The sequence below is a fragment of the Rhodococcus gordoniae genome, from assembly GCF_001646655.1.
Lineage (GTDB): Bacteria > Actinomycetota > Actinomycetes > Mycobacteriales > Mycobacteriaceae > Rhodococcus > Rhodococcus gordoniae.
Map to the genome: position 1 here is coordinate 133,999 of NZ_LPZN01000002.1, position 13,292 is coordinate 147,290.

Here is a 13,292-nt window from a genome sequence, read left to right on the forward strand (position 1 = left end):
CCGGAGGGAATCAGCTTCGGTGGAGAGCGAGGACCGGAATAGTACGCACTCCGCGCGTCTTCTTCTCGTACTCGGCGAAACCGGGATAGCGGCGGGTCTGCTCGGCATAGAGGCGGTCGCGCTCTGCGCCGGTGATCTCTTCTACCCTGACCTCGAAGGTCTCGGTACCGATCTCGACCTCTGCCCGTCCCGCGGTAGTGAGGTTGTAGTACCAGGCCGGATGGGAGGGACCTTCGCCGAACCGGCGGATCGCGTCGAACGGTTCGCGACGTACCTGACCGCCCGCGGACTCGGGATACGTGCCGATGCGGCCGGACCGGTGGACTCGCCGCATGATCACCTGGCGTCGTACCTGCACGACAGTCCGGCGTATGCGGAGGCGATGTTCGGATCGCTCGTTGCTCGGCACAACAGCACGGACCGCGTCTGCTCGCCGGCGCGCCGTTCATGCACGGAGCCGGCGGGTGTTGTGGCGGGAGGAGTTCGGCAACGAATACACATCGGCGCGGACGCTCGGTGACCGAGTTGCCGCCGACGACCCCTGGGTGTTTCTCGCCTCGATCGATCAACCCATCATCATTGACGGGTAGTGGTGATGTGACCTTCGTTGCCGGGTGAACTACGGACTGCGTCGTGACAGCTCGGTGGCCGTCGCGAGCAGTTCGCGGATGTAGGTCTCACGCTCGTGCCGGGTGACTGCCGGTCGTAGAGGGCCGATCTGTAACTCCCATTGTGGGTTTCCATCCCGATCTGTGACCGGTGCCGACAGATAGCTCACCGGGAGTGAAGTGTCGGATTCCAGGATGTGCTGTGGATAGGGGTAGGCGCCGGTTTCGGCGATCAATTCCTGCACCTGTTCGCGCAGTCGCTGGTCGACGGCAGTGAGGGACAAACGGGTTGCCACCTTGACGAGGACTTCGATGCGACCGATGTCGGCTTCATCGGCTCCCCACACTGCCACGCCGGTGCGGGTGATCTGTTCCAGTGCTGTGGAGAGCGGCTTCCTGCGGTCTTGTGGGGCGGTGTCGAGCCAGCGTTCTCGGTCGGTGCGGTCGGTGAAGGCGATGACCGATGCGCCGGCGGGCGCGTGCAGCGGTAGGTGCACTCCCACCTCGATGCCTGCCGGCAGGTGCCCGAGTGCGCCGGCCAGTGCGACGAACACGAGTCGTCCGTTTGTGATTGCGCCGAGTGCGGCACCGCACCGGACCCGTTCGGCGAGAGAGTCGAGGCATTCGGATGCTCCGGTGGGGAGCGGGTACGAGAAGTGGACCCGCTCGGCGACTGCCGCGATTCCTGGGCCGAGGATGTACCGCAAATCTGGCAGGCGAACGACCCAGCCTCGACGGTGGAGGACGCTCAGGATCGCTCCTGCTGTGGACCTGTTCAAGCCCAATGTGTCGGCCAGTTCTGCGGCGCTGGCGGGCCCCTCGTGGGAGGCGAGGAGTTCGATGATCGAGACCACCCTGTCCGTCGGCGGGGAGGGACTTCGCCATGAACTCTTGTCGCTCAAAGGACTTGCTCCTACGATCAAGTGATACGGAAATATGTAGAAGTCTATATGAATATTCGTATTGCGATGGTCGTGTGAGGAGTGAACAGTGTCAGCAGTGGCAGACTTACCCGATGTCGACTTCGACGAGGTCGACTTCGCCTTCGAGGACCATCCTCGACTCCACACCGTTCTCGAGGACCTCCGCACCGCTGAGGCATACGCCGTCGTTCCGTTCGCCGGGGCCAAAGCAATCCTGTTGCTGACCGACGAGCTCGTTTCCGCGGCATTCAAGGACGAATCGACGTTCCCCGCGTCGGCCATCTATCCGATGACCACCGGCCCGGTGCTCGGAAAGACGCTGCAGTGTATGGCGGGCGCGGAGCACCGGAAGAACCGAACGCTCATCCTGCCTCCGTTTCGTCGCAGGCAGGTCGCGGAGTATGTGGCACCGTTGCTCGAGCCTCTCGCACATGAACTCATCGATCGGTTCGCCTCGAACGGTGAGGCGGACCTGGTAACCGAATTCACCACCCGCTACGCGGTACTGCTGATCAGCAGGCTGATGGGACTTCCGGTCGACGATGAGGCGACCGTGCACCGGTGGGCGCACGACCTGTTCCACTTTCCCTTCGATCCCGAGGCCGCCATGCGTGCCTCGCACGATTTCACCGATGCCGTCAGGCCACTCGTCGCCGAACGTCGCCACAGTCCTGGGGACGACTTGATCTCGGTGCTGGTCAGCGCGGACCTGGAAGGTGAGAGGCTCGACGACGAGGAAGTTCTCTCCTTTTTACGTTTGCTCTTCCCGGCAGGAGCGGATACGACCATGCTGGGGCTCGGCAACATACTGTCCGCGTTGCTCACCCATCCCGAGCAACTCGCCATCCTACGGTCCGAGATCCGCGAACATGCGATCTGGGCAGTATGGGAAGGGCTTCGGTGGGAACCACCGGTAGGTCTGCTTCCTCGGCTGTGCCCCACTGCGACCACGTGGAACGGGATCGGTATCCCGGCCCGAACCCCGGTGATCTTCTCGATCAACGCAGCGAACCGGGATCCGCTCGTGTATCCGAACCCACATACGTTCGACATCACCCGTCGCGCGCCCGCCCTGTTGTCCTTCGGACATGGACCCCACAGCTGTGCCGGCAATTGGCTCGCGCTCGCAGAGCTCGAAACGGCGCTGACAGCGCTGTTCGAGCGACTGCCCGGACTGCGCCTGCAATACGGGGCCGAAGGCGACGCCATGGTCACGAGCCAGGTCGGTGTCGCGCTCCGGGGCCCGAACAGGCTCACGGTCGAATGGGACAGCTGACAACGATCCAAGAAGCGCTCCGCTCAGGATCGTGGCTCGTTCGCCGAACCCGGCACGGTGCACACCCCGAAATCACCTTCCCGGTCGACAAGGGTCGCCGTGCCGACCGCAATTCCCTCTGCTTCCCAGTGTCCATCTGCTTCGAGAGCGAGTTCGGTTTCTCGAGGAAGCCGGATGAGGGAAAGTACGACATCGGCGCGGTAGACCTGCCGAGCCCGGCCGTCGTTGTGGATGTCCGGCGCAGCACATGGTCGGCCATTCGGACCGATGGAAGACCGGAGGTGAGTAGGTCTGCGAGCAGGACCGGACGGGAGCGGGTCATCGCGATGGCGACGGCGATCGTTGGACGGTGCGACTGGAGGCGGGATGTACAGGCACCATGAACACTCCCGGAGGTGTTCGTGAAGGACCGACTCGACTCGATCGACGGCGTGAGCCCGATCGGGCAGGGACTCTCGGCTACTGTGCGGTGAGGTGGGCGTTGAGCAGACCACTTCGGACGTCGTCGTCCGCCGACCGGCCCGCTCGCTCGGGGGCGATGCCCCATAGTCGGGTTTCCGAATCCGGTGATGAGTCGAGGACCCTTCTGAAAGGTTCCGGCCATGCTTCGTTCCTGTTCTCCCGAGGTCCGCGTTCGCGCCGTCGCGCTGGTTGGATCCGGCAACCAGGTCGAACAGACCGCCTGTGATCCGACGATCGACAGGGCTGCTACCGGTACAAGCGGCGACCGAAGACTGTGGCACCGCCGATGAAGGCGGCTGCGATGGCGCCGAGTTCGAACATGTCGACGTAACGAGTACTCATCGGTAGGTCTTCTCGCTCGACACCACTGACCCGTACATGACTACGACGTAGCCGTCGACCTCTCGGTCCCACCCGGCGTCGTCACGGCCTCCACGGTCATCAGCCGGGTGATCTCCTCGCGGTCGGCCTGCGAGGGCAGCCCCCACCCGTCCCGGTAGCCGTACAGCTCCCGCAGGGTGACGGCGCGTCGATTGCCGTCGGCGATCTCGATGTCGTCGACGGTGATGAGGCCGGGATGCGCCACACCCGTCGCCTGCGCGATCTTGAATACGTCGCGGCGGAGGGCTTCGATGTAGTCGGCGACGCGGTCGGCCTTGGTCGGGACGTCGAGTCCTCGGGTGAGCCAACGGTTCTGCGTCGCCACTCCGGTGGGGCACCGGTCGGTATGGCATTTCTGCGCCTGGATGCATCCGATCGAGAACATCGGTTCGCGGGCGACGTTGACCATGTCGCATCCGAGTGCCATCGCCACCACCGCGTTGTCGGGCAGGCCGAGTTTGCCGGCGCCGATGAAGGTGACGTCGTCGGTCAGGCCGGCCTCGGCGAATGTCGTGTAGACCCGCGCGAAGCCGCTGCGGAACGGAAGCGATACGGCGTCGGCGAACACCAAAGGCGCAGCGCCGGTTCCACCTTCGCCGCCGTCGACGGTGACGAAGTCGACTCCGCGGTCGGTCTCGCTCATCTGGCGTGTGAGTTCGTCCCAGAAGGTCGTGTCGCCCACGGCGGACTTGATCCCCACGGGAAGTCCCGTTTCGGCTGCGAGCAGTTCGACCCAATCGAGCAGACCGTCGATGTCGTGGAATTCCGTGTGGCGCGACGGGCTCACGCAGTCCTTGCCGACGGGGATTCCACGGACCTCGGCGATCTCCGGGGTGACCTTGGCTCCGGGTAGCAATCCGCCCAGTCCGGGCTTGGCGCCCTGACTGAGTTTGATCTCCAGGGCACGCACGGGTGCCGATTCGACGACCCGCTTCAATCGTGCGAGGTCGAAGTGTCCGTCCTCGTCGCGGCAACCGAAATAGCCGGTGCCGATCTGGAAGATCAACTCTCCACCGTTGCGGTGGTACGTCGTCAGGCCGCCTTCACCGGTGTTCTGCAGGCATCCGGCCGCCCCGGCACCCCGGTTGAGTGCTTCCACGGCGGCACCGGACAGCGAGCCGAAGCTCATCGCCGAGATGTTGACGAACGACTCGGGACGGAAGGCGCGGGCACGTCCCCGGGCAGCGCCGAGCACCTTCGCGGACGGGATCGACACCTTTTCGCCCCCGTGAGGTGCACTCGACGGCGGCAGGTCCGAGAACGTGCGGTGCTTGATGATCGTGTACCCGTCGGTGTACTCGATGTCGTTGTCGCTGCCGAATCCGAAGGTGTTGGTGACGTTCTTCGACGAAGCGTATATCCATCGGCGCTGATCGCGGTTGAACGGCCGTTCCTCGTTGTTGTTCGTCGTGATGTACTGCCGCAGTTCGGGTCCCAGCGACTCCAGCAGATAGCGGCCATGCCCGAGAATCGGGAAGTTGCGTAGCAGCGAATGTCGCTTCTGCACAAGATCGTAGGCACCGACAGCGGCCGCCGCAGCGGCCGGGATTCCGAGCATTTTCGACCGTCCCATTTCCCGAGAGTACGTCCGGATGGGGTTGCGCGATGCGGGTCCGGGCGTAATCGCCGGCCCGTTTCGGCAGGCACCGGACCGGGGTACTCCTCGGCAAACCGTGCGTGGGGAGAGGTGATCGGATGCTGAACCGTGACCGGCGGTCCGACTACGACGAAGGCGACCTCGAGGTCGGAGACCGGAAGAAGGCCGCAGCGGGTGTCACCGGCGTCGCCGTGGCGGTGAAGCGATCCCTCGAGCAGATGGGACTGATGCGTTCCGCCGAGACACTGCTCGAGTTGAACCAGGCCGAAGGGTTCGACTGCCCGAGCTGCGCGTGGCCCGATCCCGACCCCGGTCATCGCAAGATCGCCGAGTTCTGCGAGAACGGTGCCAAGGCCGTCGCTGAGGAGGGCACCACGCGACGCGCCGACCCCGGGTTCTTCGCGCGGTACAGCATCGCGGAACTGGCCGGGCACAGCGAGCTGTGGCTCGGCAAGCAGGGCCGCATCACGCATCCGATGGTCAAGCGGCCCGGCGCCACGCACTACACCCCGATCGAGTGGGACGAGGCCTTCACCCTCATCGGTGAACAGCTGAAGTCGCTGGACAGCCCCGATCAGGCCACCTTCTACACGTCCGGACGGGCATCGAACGAAGCGGCCTTCGTGTACCAGCTGTTCGCGCGGGCGTTCGGGACGAACAACCTGCCCGACTGCTCGAACATGTGCCACGAGTCCACGAGCATCGCGCTGCAGGAGTCGATCGGCATCGGCAAGGCCAGCGTCACGCTCGACGATGTGCACCACGCCGAGCTGATCATCCTGCAGGGACAGAACCCCGGCACCAACCACCCGCGCATGCTCACCGCACTCGAAGAGGCCAAGCAGAACGGCGCGAAGATCCTGACGATCAACCCGCTGCGCGAAGCGGGGCTGGTCAACTTCCGGAACCCGCAGACACCGCGCGGCGTGCTCGGTCGGGGAACGGATCTGTCCGACCTGCATCTGTCGATCAAGGTGAATGGCGACCTCGCGCTGCTGCAGGCGTTCGGGTCGCTGCTCGTCGAATGGGACGCGCTCGACCACGACTTCGTGCAGAGCCACACCCGGGGATTCGACGAATGGGTCGAACACGTCCGGGACATCGACTGGGACGAGGTGGTCGCCGCGACCGGCCTGTCGCGTCAGCAGATCACCGAGGCCGCGCAGATGGTGCGCCGCTCGAAGGCGACGGTCTTCTGCTGGTCCATGGGGATCACTCAGCACCGCAACGCGGTCGCGACCATCAAGGAGATCTGCAACCTCGCGTTCGCGCAGGGCAACATCGGCAAGCGCGGCGCGGGGTTGATGCCGGTGCGTGGTCATTCGAACGTTCAGGGCGACCGCACGATGGGGATCTGGGAACGCGCACCGCAGAGTTTCCTCGACGCGATCGAGAAGGAGTTCGGCTTCGATCCTCCTCGTGAGAACGGTTACGACACGGTCGATTCGATCAAGGCGATGCGCGACGGCAAGGTGCGGTTCTTCCTCGGCCTCGGCGGCAACTTCGTGCAGGCGGCGCCGGACACCGCCGTCACCGCCGAGGCGATGGCAGGCATCGACATGACGGTGCACATCTCGACGAAACCCAACCGCTCCCATCTGGTCTGCGGCAGAACAGCATTGATCCTCCCGACGCTCGGGCGTACCGACAAGGACGTCCAGGCCTCGGGACCGCAGTTCGTGTCGGTCGAGGACACGACGTGTGCCGTCCACGCCTCGCGGGGGCCGCTGAAGCCGCCCGGTGGGCACGTGCGTTCGGAGGTCGCGATCATCACCGGCATCGCCGAGGCCACGCTCGGCGACCGCTACGGGATCGACTGGAAGGCGATGCGCGACGACTACGCGAACATCCGCTCGCGCATCTCCCGCGTCGTCCCGGGTTGTGAAGGCTACGAGGTCAATGTCCGGCGTCCGGGAGGGTTCATCCTGCCGCATCCGCCCCGCGATACCCGAAGCTTCGAGACCGATTCGGGTAAGGCGGAATTCGCCGTTTCGCCGGTGGAGGTGGTTCAGGTCCCGCCGGGGCATCTGCTGCTGCAGACGATGCGCAGTCACGACCAGTTCAACACCACCATCTACGGCCTCAGCGACCGCTACCGCGGGATCGAGGGCGGCCGTCGCGTCGTGTTCATGCACCGGGACGACATCGCCGCACTGGGTTTCGACGACGGAGACTTCGTCGACCTGTTCACACGATGGGACGGCGACGACCGCGAACGGTGCGCCACGAGGTTCCGGATCGTCGAGTACGACCTGCCGCGGGGAAGTGCGGCCACCTACTATCCGGAGACCAACCCTCTCGTCCCGCTCGATTCGACTGCGCTGAAGAGCAACTGCCCCACCTACAAGTCGATCGTGATCTCCCTGACGCCCGCCGGAAATCGCGACGACGAATGCCCGGACGTGCTCGGAACCGCGCCCGTCGGGTCGGACTGGTCGCACAAGACGACCCCGGAGCCGAAGCACCTGTCCTGACCGGCGGTCAGGACGCCTCGAATGTGCCTTCGCGCAGCAGGGTCTCGGCCGTCACGAAGGCCGCAGCGCGTCGCCTCACGGTGGGCGGCGCCGGTGGGTTGCCGTTCCACTGGTCGAACAGGGTGCTCAGGCTCAACGCGATGCGCTCCGGCGACTCCCAGTGACGCCACGCATCGAAGTCTCTCGTGCGCACGAGCATCCGCGCTGTCTCGAGCGGAGTGAGTCCGGCCCGGTAATGATCGTGGGCGGCGTCGCGCAGCCACAGCCAGTAGTCGCGCAGTGCTCGGATCTCCGCCGCACCGCAGGTCGGTCCGTGTCCGGGCACGTACACCGCGGCGTCCCAGCCGAGCAGACGGTCGAGCGCCGACAACCAGTTGTCGAGCGGGCCGTGCCACAGGATCGGAGTCGAACCGATGAACAGCAGGTCGCCGGTGAAGACCACGCCGGCGTCGGGGACACGGGCGACGAGGTCGCCGGCCGTGTGGCACGGCCCGAGCTGCTCGAGTTCGACCACGCGACCACCGATCTCCAGAGACAGCGAGGTCGTGAAAGTGGTGTCGGGCATCCGGGGTGTGCGACGGGGAAAGCGGGCGTCGCCGCGGACGCGCGCCATGTAGGCACCTGCCGCGCCGATCGGTCCCGGCAGCCGCCGGATCAGCGAGCCCGTGCCCGCAAGCACCGTGAGGGCGCGCGGTGGAAGATCTTCGCGCATGGCGTCCAGTGCGGCGGCGCTGGTGATGATCCGTGTGTCGGATGGCAGCGTGTCGTTGCCCCACCAGTGGTCGCCGTCGCTGTGCGTGTTCACGACATCGGTGATCGGAGCATCGGCGACGAGCGGTGTCTGCACCTCGGCGATACGTCGCGCCCACTCGACATCCCACACCGTATCGACGACCAGCGATGCCGATCCCGGGGAGACGATCAGTCCCGTGTTGGCCTCGCCCCAACCGCCCGGTGTGCGCACGAACGCCCAGACACCGTCACCGACCTGCTGTAACCCGCTCATATCGTCCTTCCCGCCCGCCACCCTACCGACGTCCGTTTCCCGGATGTTCGGCTCGGGTAGCCCACGGGCAACCGTCCTCGACAGGAGCCGATACGACATGAGACTCAGCACCGTGCTCGCGACCGCCGCTGCTACGACGACCACCGCGCTCGTCGGATCGATCGCCTCCCAGGACACGAACTCCCGGTGGTACCGCAAGCTGCGCAAGCCGGGTTTCCAGCCCCCGGCCGTAGCGTTTCCGATCGTGTGGACCGCGCTGTATGCCGATATCGCAGTGACCTCGGCCGCCGCGATCGACGAGTACACCGAGGCCGACGACGACACGGGACGTCGCAATTACATCGCTGCGCTCGCCACGAATCTCGTCCTCAACGCGTCGTGGTCGTGGGTGTTCTTCAAGTGGCATCGGCTGATGCCTGCCACTGTGGTGGCCGCACTGCTCGCCGCCAGCACCGCAGATCTGACCCGCCGGACGGCCGCGGCGAATCCGGCTGCGGGTGCCGCGCTGGCTCCGTACTCGGCGTGGACGGCGTTCGCTACGCTGCTGACCGGACGGATCGCGCAGCTCAACCGCTGATCCGCGTGAGTCAGGACGGTAGATCGCGTTCGTGACATACGCGGCGACGTCGGCGTGGGTCATGTGCCGGGCGGGGGAGAGCAACTGGCTGAAGACCACGCCCACCATGAATTCCACTGCTGTCTCCGGGGTCGGCCCGAGGTGCGCAGCCAGGGGTGGGCCGGTGATGTGCTTCAGTGCCCGCTCGGTGACGATGTCGACCAGTGTGCTGCCCCTTCGGAGCGGATGAGCCACGGTTCGTCGGCGAATCGCAGGCGACCGAGGACAAGTTGTTCGAGAGTGTCGAGCTCGTGGTTCACGATGACGCCCAGCAGATGGCCCTTCGATGCGTACCGGCGATAGATGGTTGGACCGTGGTGGTCGGCTGTACGGGCCCGCGACGATCCCGATTCCCGAGCTCGGATTCGTCCACGACTTCGCGCTGACCGATCGGCACATGGTGTTCGTGCTGGGACCCTTGCTGGTTCGGAATCCCGTCCCGGTTGCACTGGGGTTGCGCCCTTCGACGATGCGTTGTCGTACCGACCGGAACTCGGCACCACCATCGTCCTGGTGTCGCGGGACGGTGGTGACCCGGCGACCTTCGAACACGACGCGCTGTTCCACTTTCACGTCACCAACGCCCACGAGGCCGGCGATCGCACCGTCGTCGAACTCGTCGCGCACGATCCGGCCGGCGGCTGGGAAGGGTGGAACGGTCACCTGCGCAACTATTGGGGCGATGCCGGACCGGCCTTCGGCGGCACGCTCACTCGGCTGACCGTCGACCGCAGGGCCCGCCGCATCACCGCCACCGCGCTCGACGATCACGGATGCGAATTCCCTCGACTCGACCCGCGGTTCGCCACCACCGAGCATCGCTACAGCTACACCGCGTCGGCATCGGTCCCGGGAGGGGATCCCGACTCGGTCACCATGATCGATCACCGTACGGGCACGACGAACCGGTACACGGCCGAGGCCGGCACCACCGTCTGTGAACCTCTGTTCGCACCGGCAGCGACGCCGAGGGCGGCGGCTGATCGCTGACGCTCGAACACCAGCCTGCGCGCAGGGGCAGCAGGCTTCTCGTCCTGCGCGCCGACCGACCGGGCGACGGACCGGTCGCGGCGGTGATCCTGCAGCACTACGTGCCGATGACCTCCCACGGCGCGTTTCGGCCCGACAGTGGCGCTACCTCCGACCGGCGGTAGGCCGATGGGCATCTCATTTCTGACGGATCTACCGTTGCGGTTCAACCGGTTCCGGCTGGGACCTGAAGCGCCGACGTGTGGCGTAGATCAGCGCGCCCACTGCGATCACGGCCGTACCGGTGAGCACCGATGAGCCGGGCAGCGTGAACGCCAGGGTCAGGCATCCGGCCAGCCCGAGTGAAGCGATGATGCGTCCGCGTCGCCCGCCGCCCGGAAGCGTCCAGGCGGAGGCGTTGGCGACGGCGTAGTAGACCAGCACCCCGAACGACGAGAATCCGATCGCGGCACGGACATCTGCGGTTGCGGCGACGACCGCGACGATCACTCCGACAGCGAGTTCGGCTCGATGTGGCACCGCGAACCGGGGGTGCACCGCGGCCAGCGCGTGCGGCAGATGCCGGTCCCGTGCCATCGCGAAGGTGGTGCGCGACACTCCCAGCACCAGGGCGAGCAGTGAACCCAGAGCGGCAACGACGGCCCCGGCGCGCACCACCGGCTCCAACCACTCGACCCCGGCCGCGGTCACCACACTCGACAACGGTGCAGTCGCTTCGGCCAGCGTGCGAGGGCCCAGTACCAGCAGCGCGACCGAAGCGACCGCCAGATAGACGAGCAGGGTGACGCCCAGTGCCATCGAGATCGCGCGCGGTATCGTGCGCGCCGGTTCGCGTACCTCCTCGCCGAGGGTGGCGATCCGCGCGTACCCGGCGAAGGCGAAGAACAACAACCCGCCCGCCTGCAGCACCCCGCCCACGGTGATGTCGGTGCCGAACCCGAGTCGGGTCACCTCGGTGGAGCCGGAGGTAGACCCTGCGACAACCACCGCGGCGAGTACGGCCAGCACGATCGCCACGATGATCCGGGTCGCCAGTGCCGACTTCTGGACACCGCGATAGTTCACCGCCGTGAGCAACACGACCGCGGCGACCGCAACCGCGTGCGCCTGCTCGGGCCAAATGTAGAGGCCGACGGTCAACGCCATGGCCGCGCACGAGGCGGTCTTGCCGACCACGAAACACCAGCCTGCCAGATATCCCCAGAACTCGCCGAGCCGTTCGCGTCCGTACACATATGTGCCACCGGAGACCGGGTACCGTGCCGCCAGCCGTCCCGACGAGGACGCATTGCAGTACGCCACGATTGCCGCCACCGCGAGCCCGATCAGCAGGCCCGACCCCGCAGCTCCGGCTGCGGGCGCCAGGGCCACGAAGATCCCCGCCCCGAGCATCGATCCGAGGCCGATCACGACTGCGTCGGCCGCCCCGAGGCGCCGTTGCAACCCCTCGGGCGTGCCCGTCCCTGTCGTCTCCGACATCACGGCTCCTTCGCGCGCATCCAAATTGAATCAAAATGATTTGATGTATCTGGTGCTATCATCGGGTGATGGAGTCGGTGCGTCAACCTGTCCCGGCCTTCGTGCAGTTGGCCGCCCACCCGGTGCGGTGGCAGCTGCTCGCGGCGCTGTCCGGCGGCGACTATCGGGTCCGGGAGATGGTGTCACTGGTCGGGGAGCCGCAGAACCTCGTCTCCTATCACCTCCGCCTGCTCCGCGACGGCGGGCTGGTGCGGGCTTCCCGCAGCAGCTTCGACGGCCGCGACAGCTACTACCACCTCGACCTCGACCGGTGCACCGAGATGCTGGCCGGCGTAGGTGCCGCACTGCATCCGGGGTTGGGGTGCAACCGCCCGCCTGTGACGTTCACATCCGAGACGCCCTCACCGGTGCTGTTCGTGTGCACAGGCAACAGTGCGCGCTCCGCAATCGCAGAAGCTCTGCTCCGGCAGCGCACCGGCGGGACCGTCGACACGACCAGCGCAGGCACCTGCCCGAAACGGAACATGCACCCGAACACGGTGCGGGTGCTGCGAGAAGAATTCGGGATCGACATCGCCGACCGACATCCCCGCCACCTCGACAGCCTCGCCGGCCGCCGGTTCGGCACGGTGATCACCTTGTGCGACAAGGCCCGCGAGGTATGCCCCGAATTCGACGGCGAGACTCGCCGGATCCACTGGAGTATCCCCGACCCGGCGGCGGCCGGCGGTGCCGACGAAGAGACCTATCCGGCCTTCCGTGTCATCGCGGCCGAGATCGACACCCGCATCCGATATCTGTGCGAGACCCATGCCGTCACAACATGACCAGGAGCAACCGATGACCACTACCGACGAATACGTCAGCGTCCGATACCTCGTCGACGACGTGCCCGCGGCCGTCGCCTTCTACACCCGTTATCTCGGCTTCACCGTGCTCACCTACCCCGCGCCCGCTTTCGCCGATGTGATCAGGGGTTCGCTGCGGCTGCTGCTGTCCGGGCCGGCGAGTTCCGGGGCCCGCGCCACCCCCGAGGAGTTCGCCGGTCCGGGCCGTAACCGGATCCACCTCGTCGTCGACGACCTCGACGCCGAGATCGCTCGCCTGCGTGGTGCCGGCATAGAACTCCGAAGCGATGTGGTGACCGGTCCGGGCGGTCGTCAGATCCTGCTCGCCGACCCCGCCGGCAATCCGATCGAACTGTTCCAGCCGGCGGCCGACAGATGACCGACCCCGAAGCGCCGACCCGCGATGGGTGATGATGGAGGCATGCTGGAAACACCCGTCGTCATCGGTATCGGATCCATCTGCGTGGGGTTCGTCTTCTTCATGCTCGCCGCGACGGGGACGCGATCACGCTGGGACAAGAAGATCACGATCACGCTGTTCGCGCTCGCCATCGTCTTCATGACGATCATCCCGGTGATCGGCGCGGTGGGGTTCGCGGCCTGACCCTCCACGGCCGAAGTACTCGCACACC

Annotated in this window: 13 protein-coding genes; 8 read left to right on the top strand and 5 right to left on the bottom strand. The window is 66.2% G+C overall.

Features of this window, described 5'->3' with window-relative positions; all coding sequences use genetic code 11:
- Positions 1-10: 10 nt before the first annotated feature.
- Both A8G18_RS23280 and A8G18_RS01185 read right to left on the bottom strand, forming a co-directional pair.
- Complete coding sequence (locus A8G18_RS23280) at positions 11-358, bottom strand: nitroreductase family deazaflavin-dependent oxidoreductase (protein WP_245207754.1); 348 nt, start codon at positions 356-358, stop codon at positions 11-13.
- 261 nt (positions 359-619) lie between these two features.
- Entirely contained in the window at positions 620-1,450 is an 831-nt protein-coding gene (locus A8G18_RS01185) for a helix-turn-helix domain-containing protein (RefSeq protein ID WP_425337683.1), read from the bottom strand.
- Here A8G18_RS01185 and A8G18_RS23285 point away from each other — a divergent pair.
- On the top strand, positions 1,374-1,535 hold the full coding sequence (locus A8G18_RS23285) for a hypothetical protein (RefSeq protein WP_245207756.1): 162 nt from the start codon (positions 1,374-1,376) through the stop codon (positions 1,533-1,535). The two genes, A8G18_RS01185 and A8G18_RS23285, sit on opposite strands and share 77 nt — an antisense overlap.
- A 72-nt stretch (positions 1,536-1,607) precedes the next feature.
- Positions 1,608-2,807, top strand: a complete 1,200-nt coding sequence (locus A8G18_RS01190; protein WP_245207757.1) for a cytochrome P450 — start codon at positions 1,608-1,610, stop codon at positions 2,805-2,807.
- Between the two features lie 844 nt (positions 2,808-3,651).
- Here A8G18_RS01190 and A8G18_RS01200 read toward each other — a convergent pair.
- Positions 3,652-5,223, bottom strand: a complete 1,572-nt coding sequence (locus A8G18_RS01200) for an FMN-binding glutamate synthase family protein (RefSeq protein ID WP_172506065.1) — start codon at positions 5,221-5,223, stop codon at positions 3,652-3,654.
- A 122-nt stretch (positions 5,224-5,345) separates the two neighbouring features.
- Between A8G18_RS01200 and A8G18_RS01205 the strand changes: the two genes are divergently transcribed.
- Positions 5,346-7,721 (top strand): FdhF/YdeP family oxidoreductase, encoded by a 2,376-nt coding sequence (locus A8G18_RS01205; protein ID WP_064062406.1) that lies wholly within the window; start codon positions 5,346-5,348, stop codon positions 7,719-7,721.
- A 7-nt stretch (positions 7,722-7,728) separates the two neighbouring features.
- On the opposite strand, the gene A8G18_RS01210 is transcribed toward A8G18_RS01205, so the two are convergent.
- On the bottom strand, positions 7,729-8,727 hold the full coding sequence (locus tag A8G18_RS01210) for an MBL fold metallo-hydrolase (RefSeq protein ID WP_064062407.1): 999 nt from the start codon (positions 8,725-8,727) through the stop codon (positions 7,729-7,731).
- A 97-nt stretch (positions 8,728-8,824) separates the two neighbouring features.
- On the opposite strand from A8G18_RS01210, the gene A8G18_RS01215 reads away from it, so the two are divergent.
- Entirely contained in the window at positions 8,825-9,304 is a 480-nt protein-coding gene (locus tag A8G18_RS01215) for a TspO/MBR family protein (RefSeq protein ID WP_064062408.1), read from the top strand.
- 513 nt (positions 9,305-9,817) lie between these two features.
- Positions 9,818-10,333 carry a carotenoid oxygenase family protein gene (locus A8G18_RS23290; RefSeq protein ID WP_064062409.1) on the top strand — a complete coding sequence of 172 codons (516 nt, stop codon included), beginning with the start codon at positions 9,818-9,820 and terminating at the stop codon, positions 10,331-10,333.
- A 192-nt stretch (positions 10,334-10,525) separates the two neighbouring features.
- On the opposite strand, the gene A8G18_RS01225 is transcribed toward A8G18_RS23290, so the two are convergent.
- Positions 10,526-11,812: an APC family permease gene (locus A8G18_RS01225; protein ID WP_064062410.1), complete on the bottom strand. Its 1,287-nt coding sequence runs from the start codon at positions 11,810-11,812 to the stop codon at positions 10,526-10,528.
- A gap of 68 nt (positions 11,813-11,880) precedes the next feature.
- Between A8G18_RS01225 and A8G18_RS01230 the strand changes: the two genes are divergently transcribed.
- From A8G18_RS01230 to A8G18_RS01240, 3 genes are read left to right on the top strand one after another with little or no spacing between them, the layout of a single operon-like run.
- On the top strand, positions 11,881-12,639 hold the full coding sequence (locus A8G18_RS01230; protein WP_064062411.1) for an arsenate reductase/protein-tyrosine-phosphatase family protein: 759 nt from the start codon (positions 11,881-11,883) through the stop codon (positions 12,637-12,639).
- Positions 12,640-12,652: 13 nt separating this feature from the next.
- Positions 12,653-13,039 carry a VOC family protein gene (locus A8G18_RS01235; protein WP_064062412.1) on the top strand — a complete coding sequence of 129 codons (387 nt, stop codon included), beginning with the start codon at positions 12,653-12,655 and terminating at the stop codon, positions 13,037-13,039.
- A gap of 42 nt (positions 13,040-13,081) precedes the next feature.
- On the top strand, positions 13,082-13,264 hold the full coding sequence (locus tag A8G18_RS01240) for a hypothetical protein (protein ID WP_006553115.1): 183 nt from the start codon (positions 13,082-13,084) through the stop codon (positions 13,262-13,264).
- Positions 13,265-13,292: the final 28 nt, after the last annotated feature.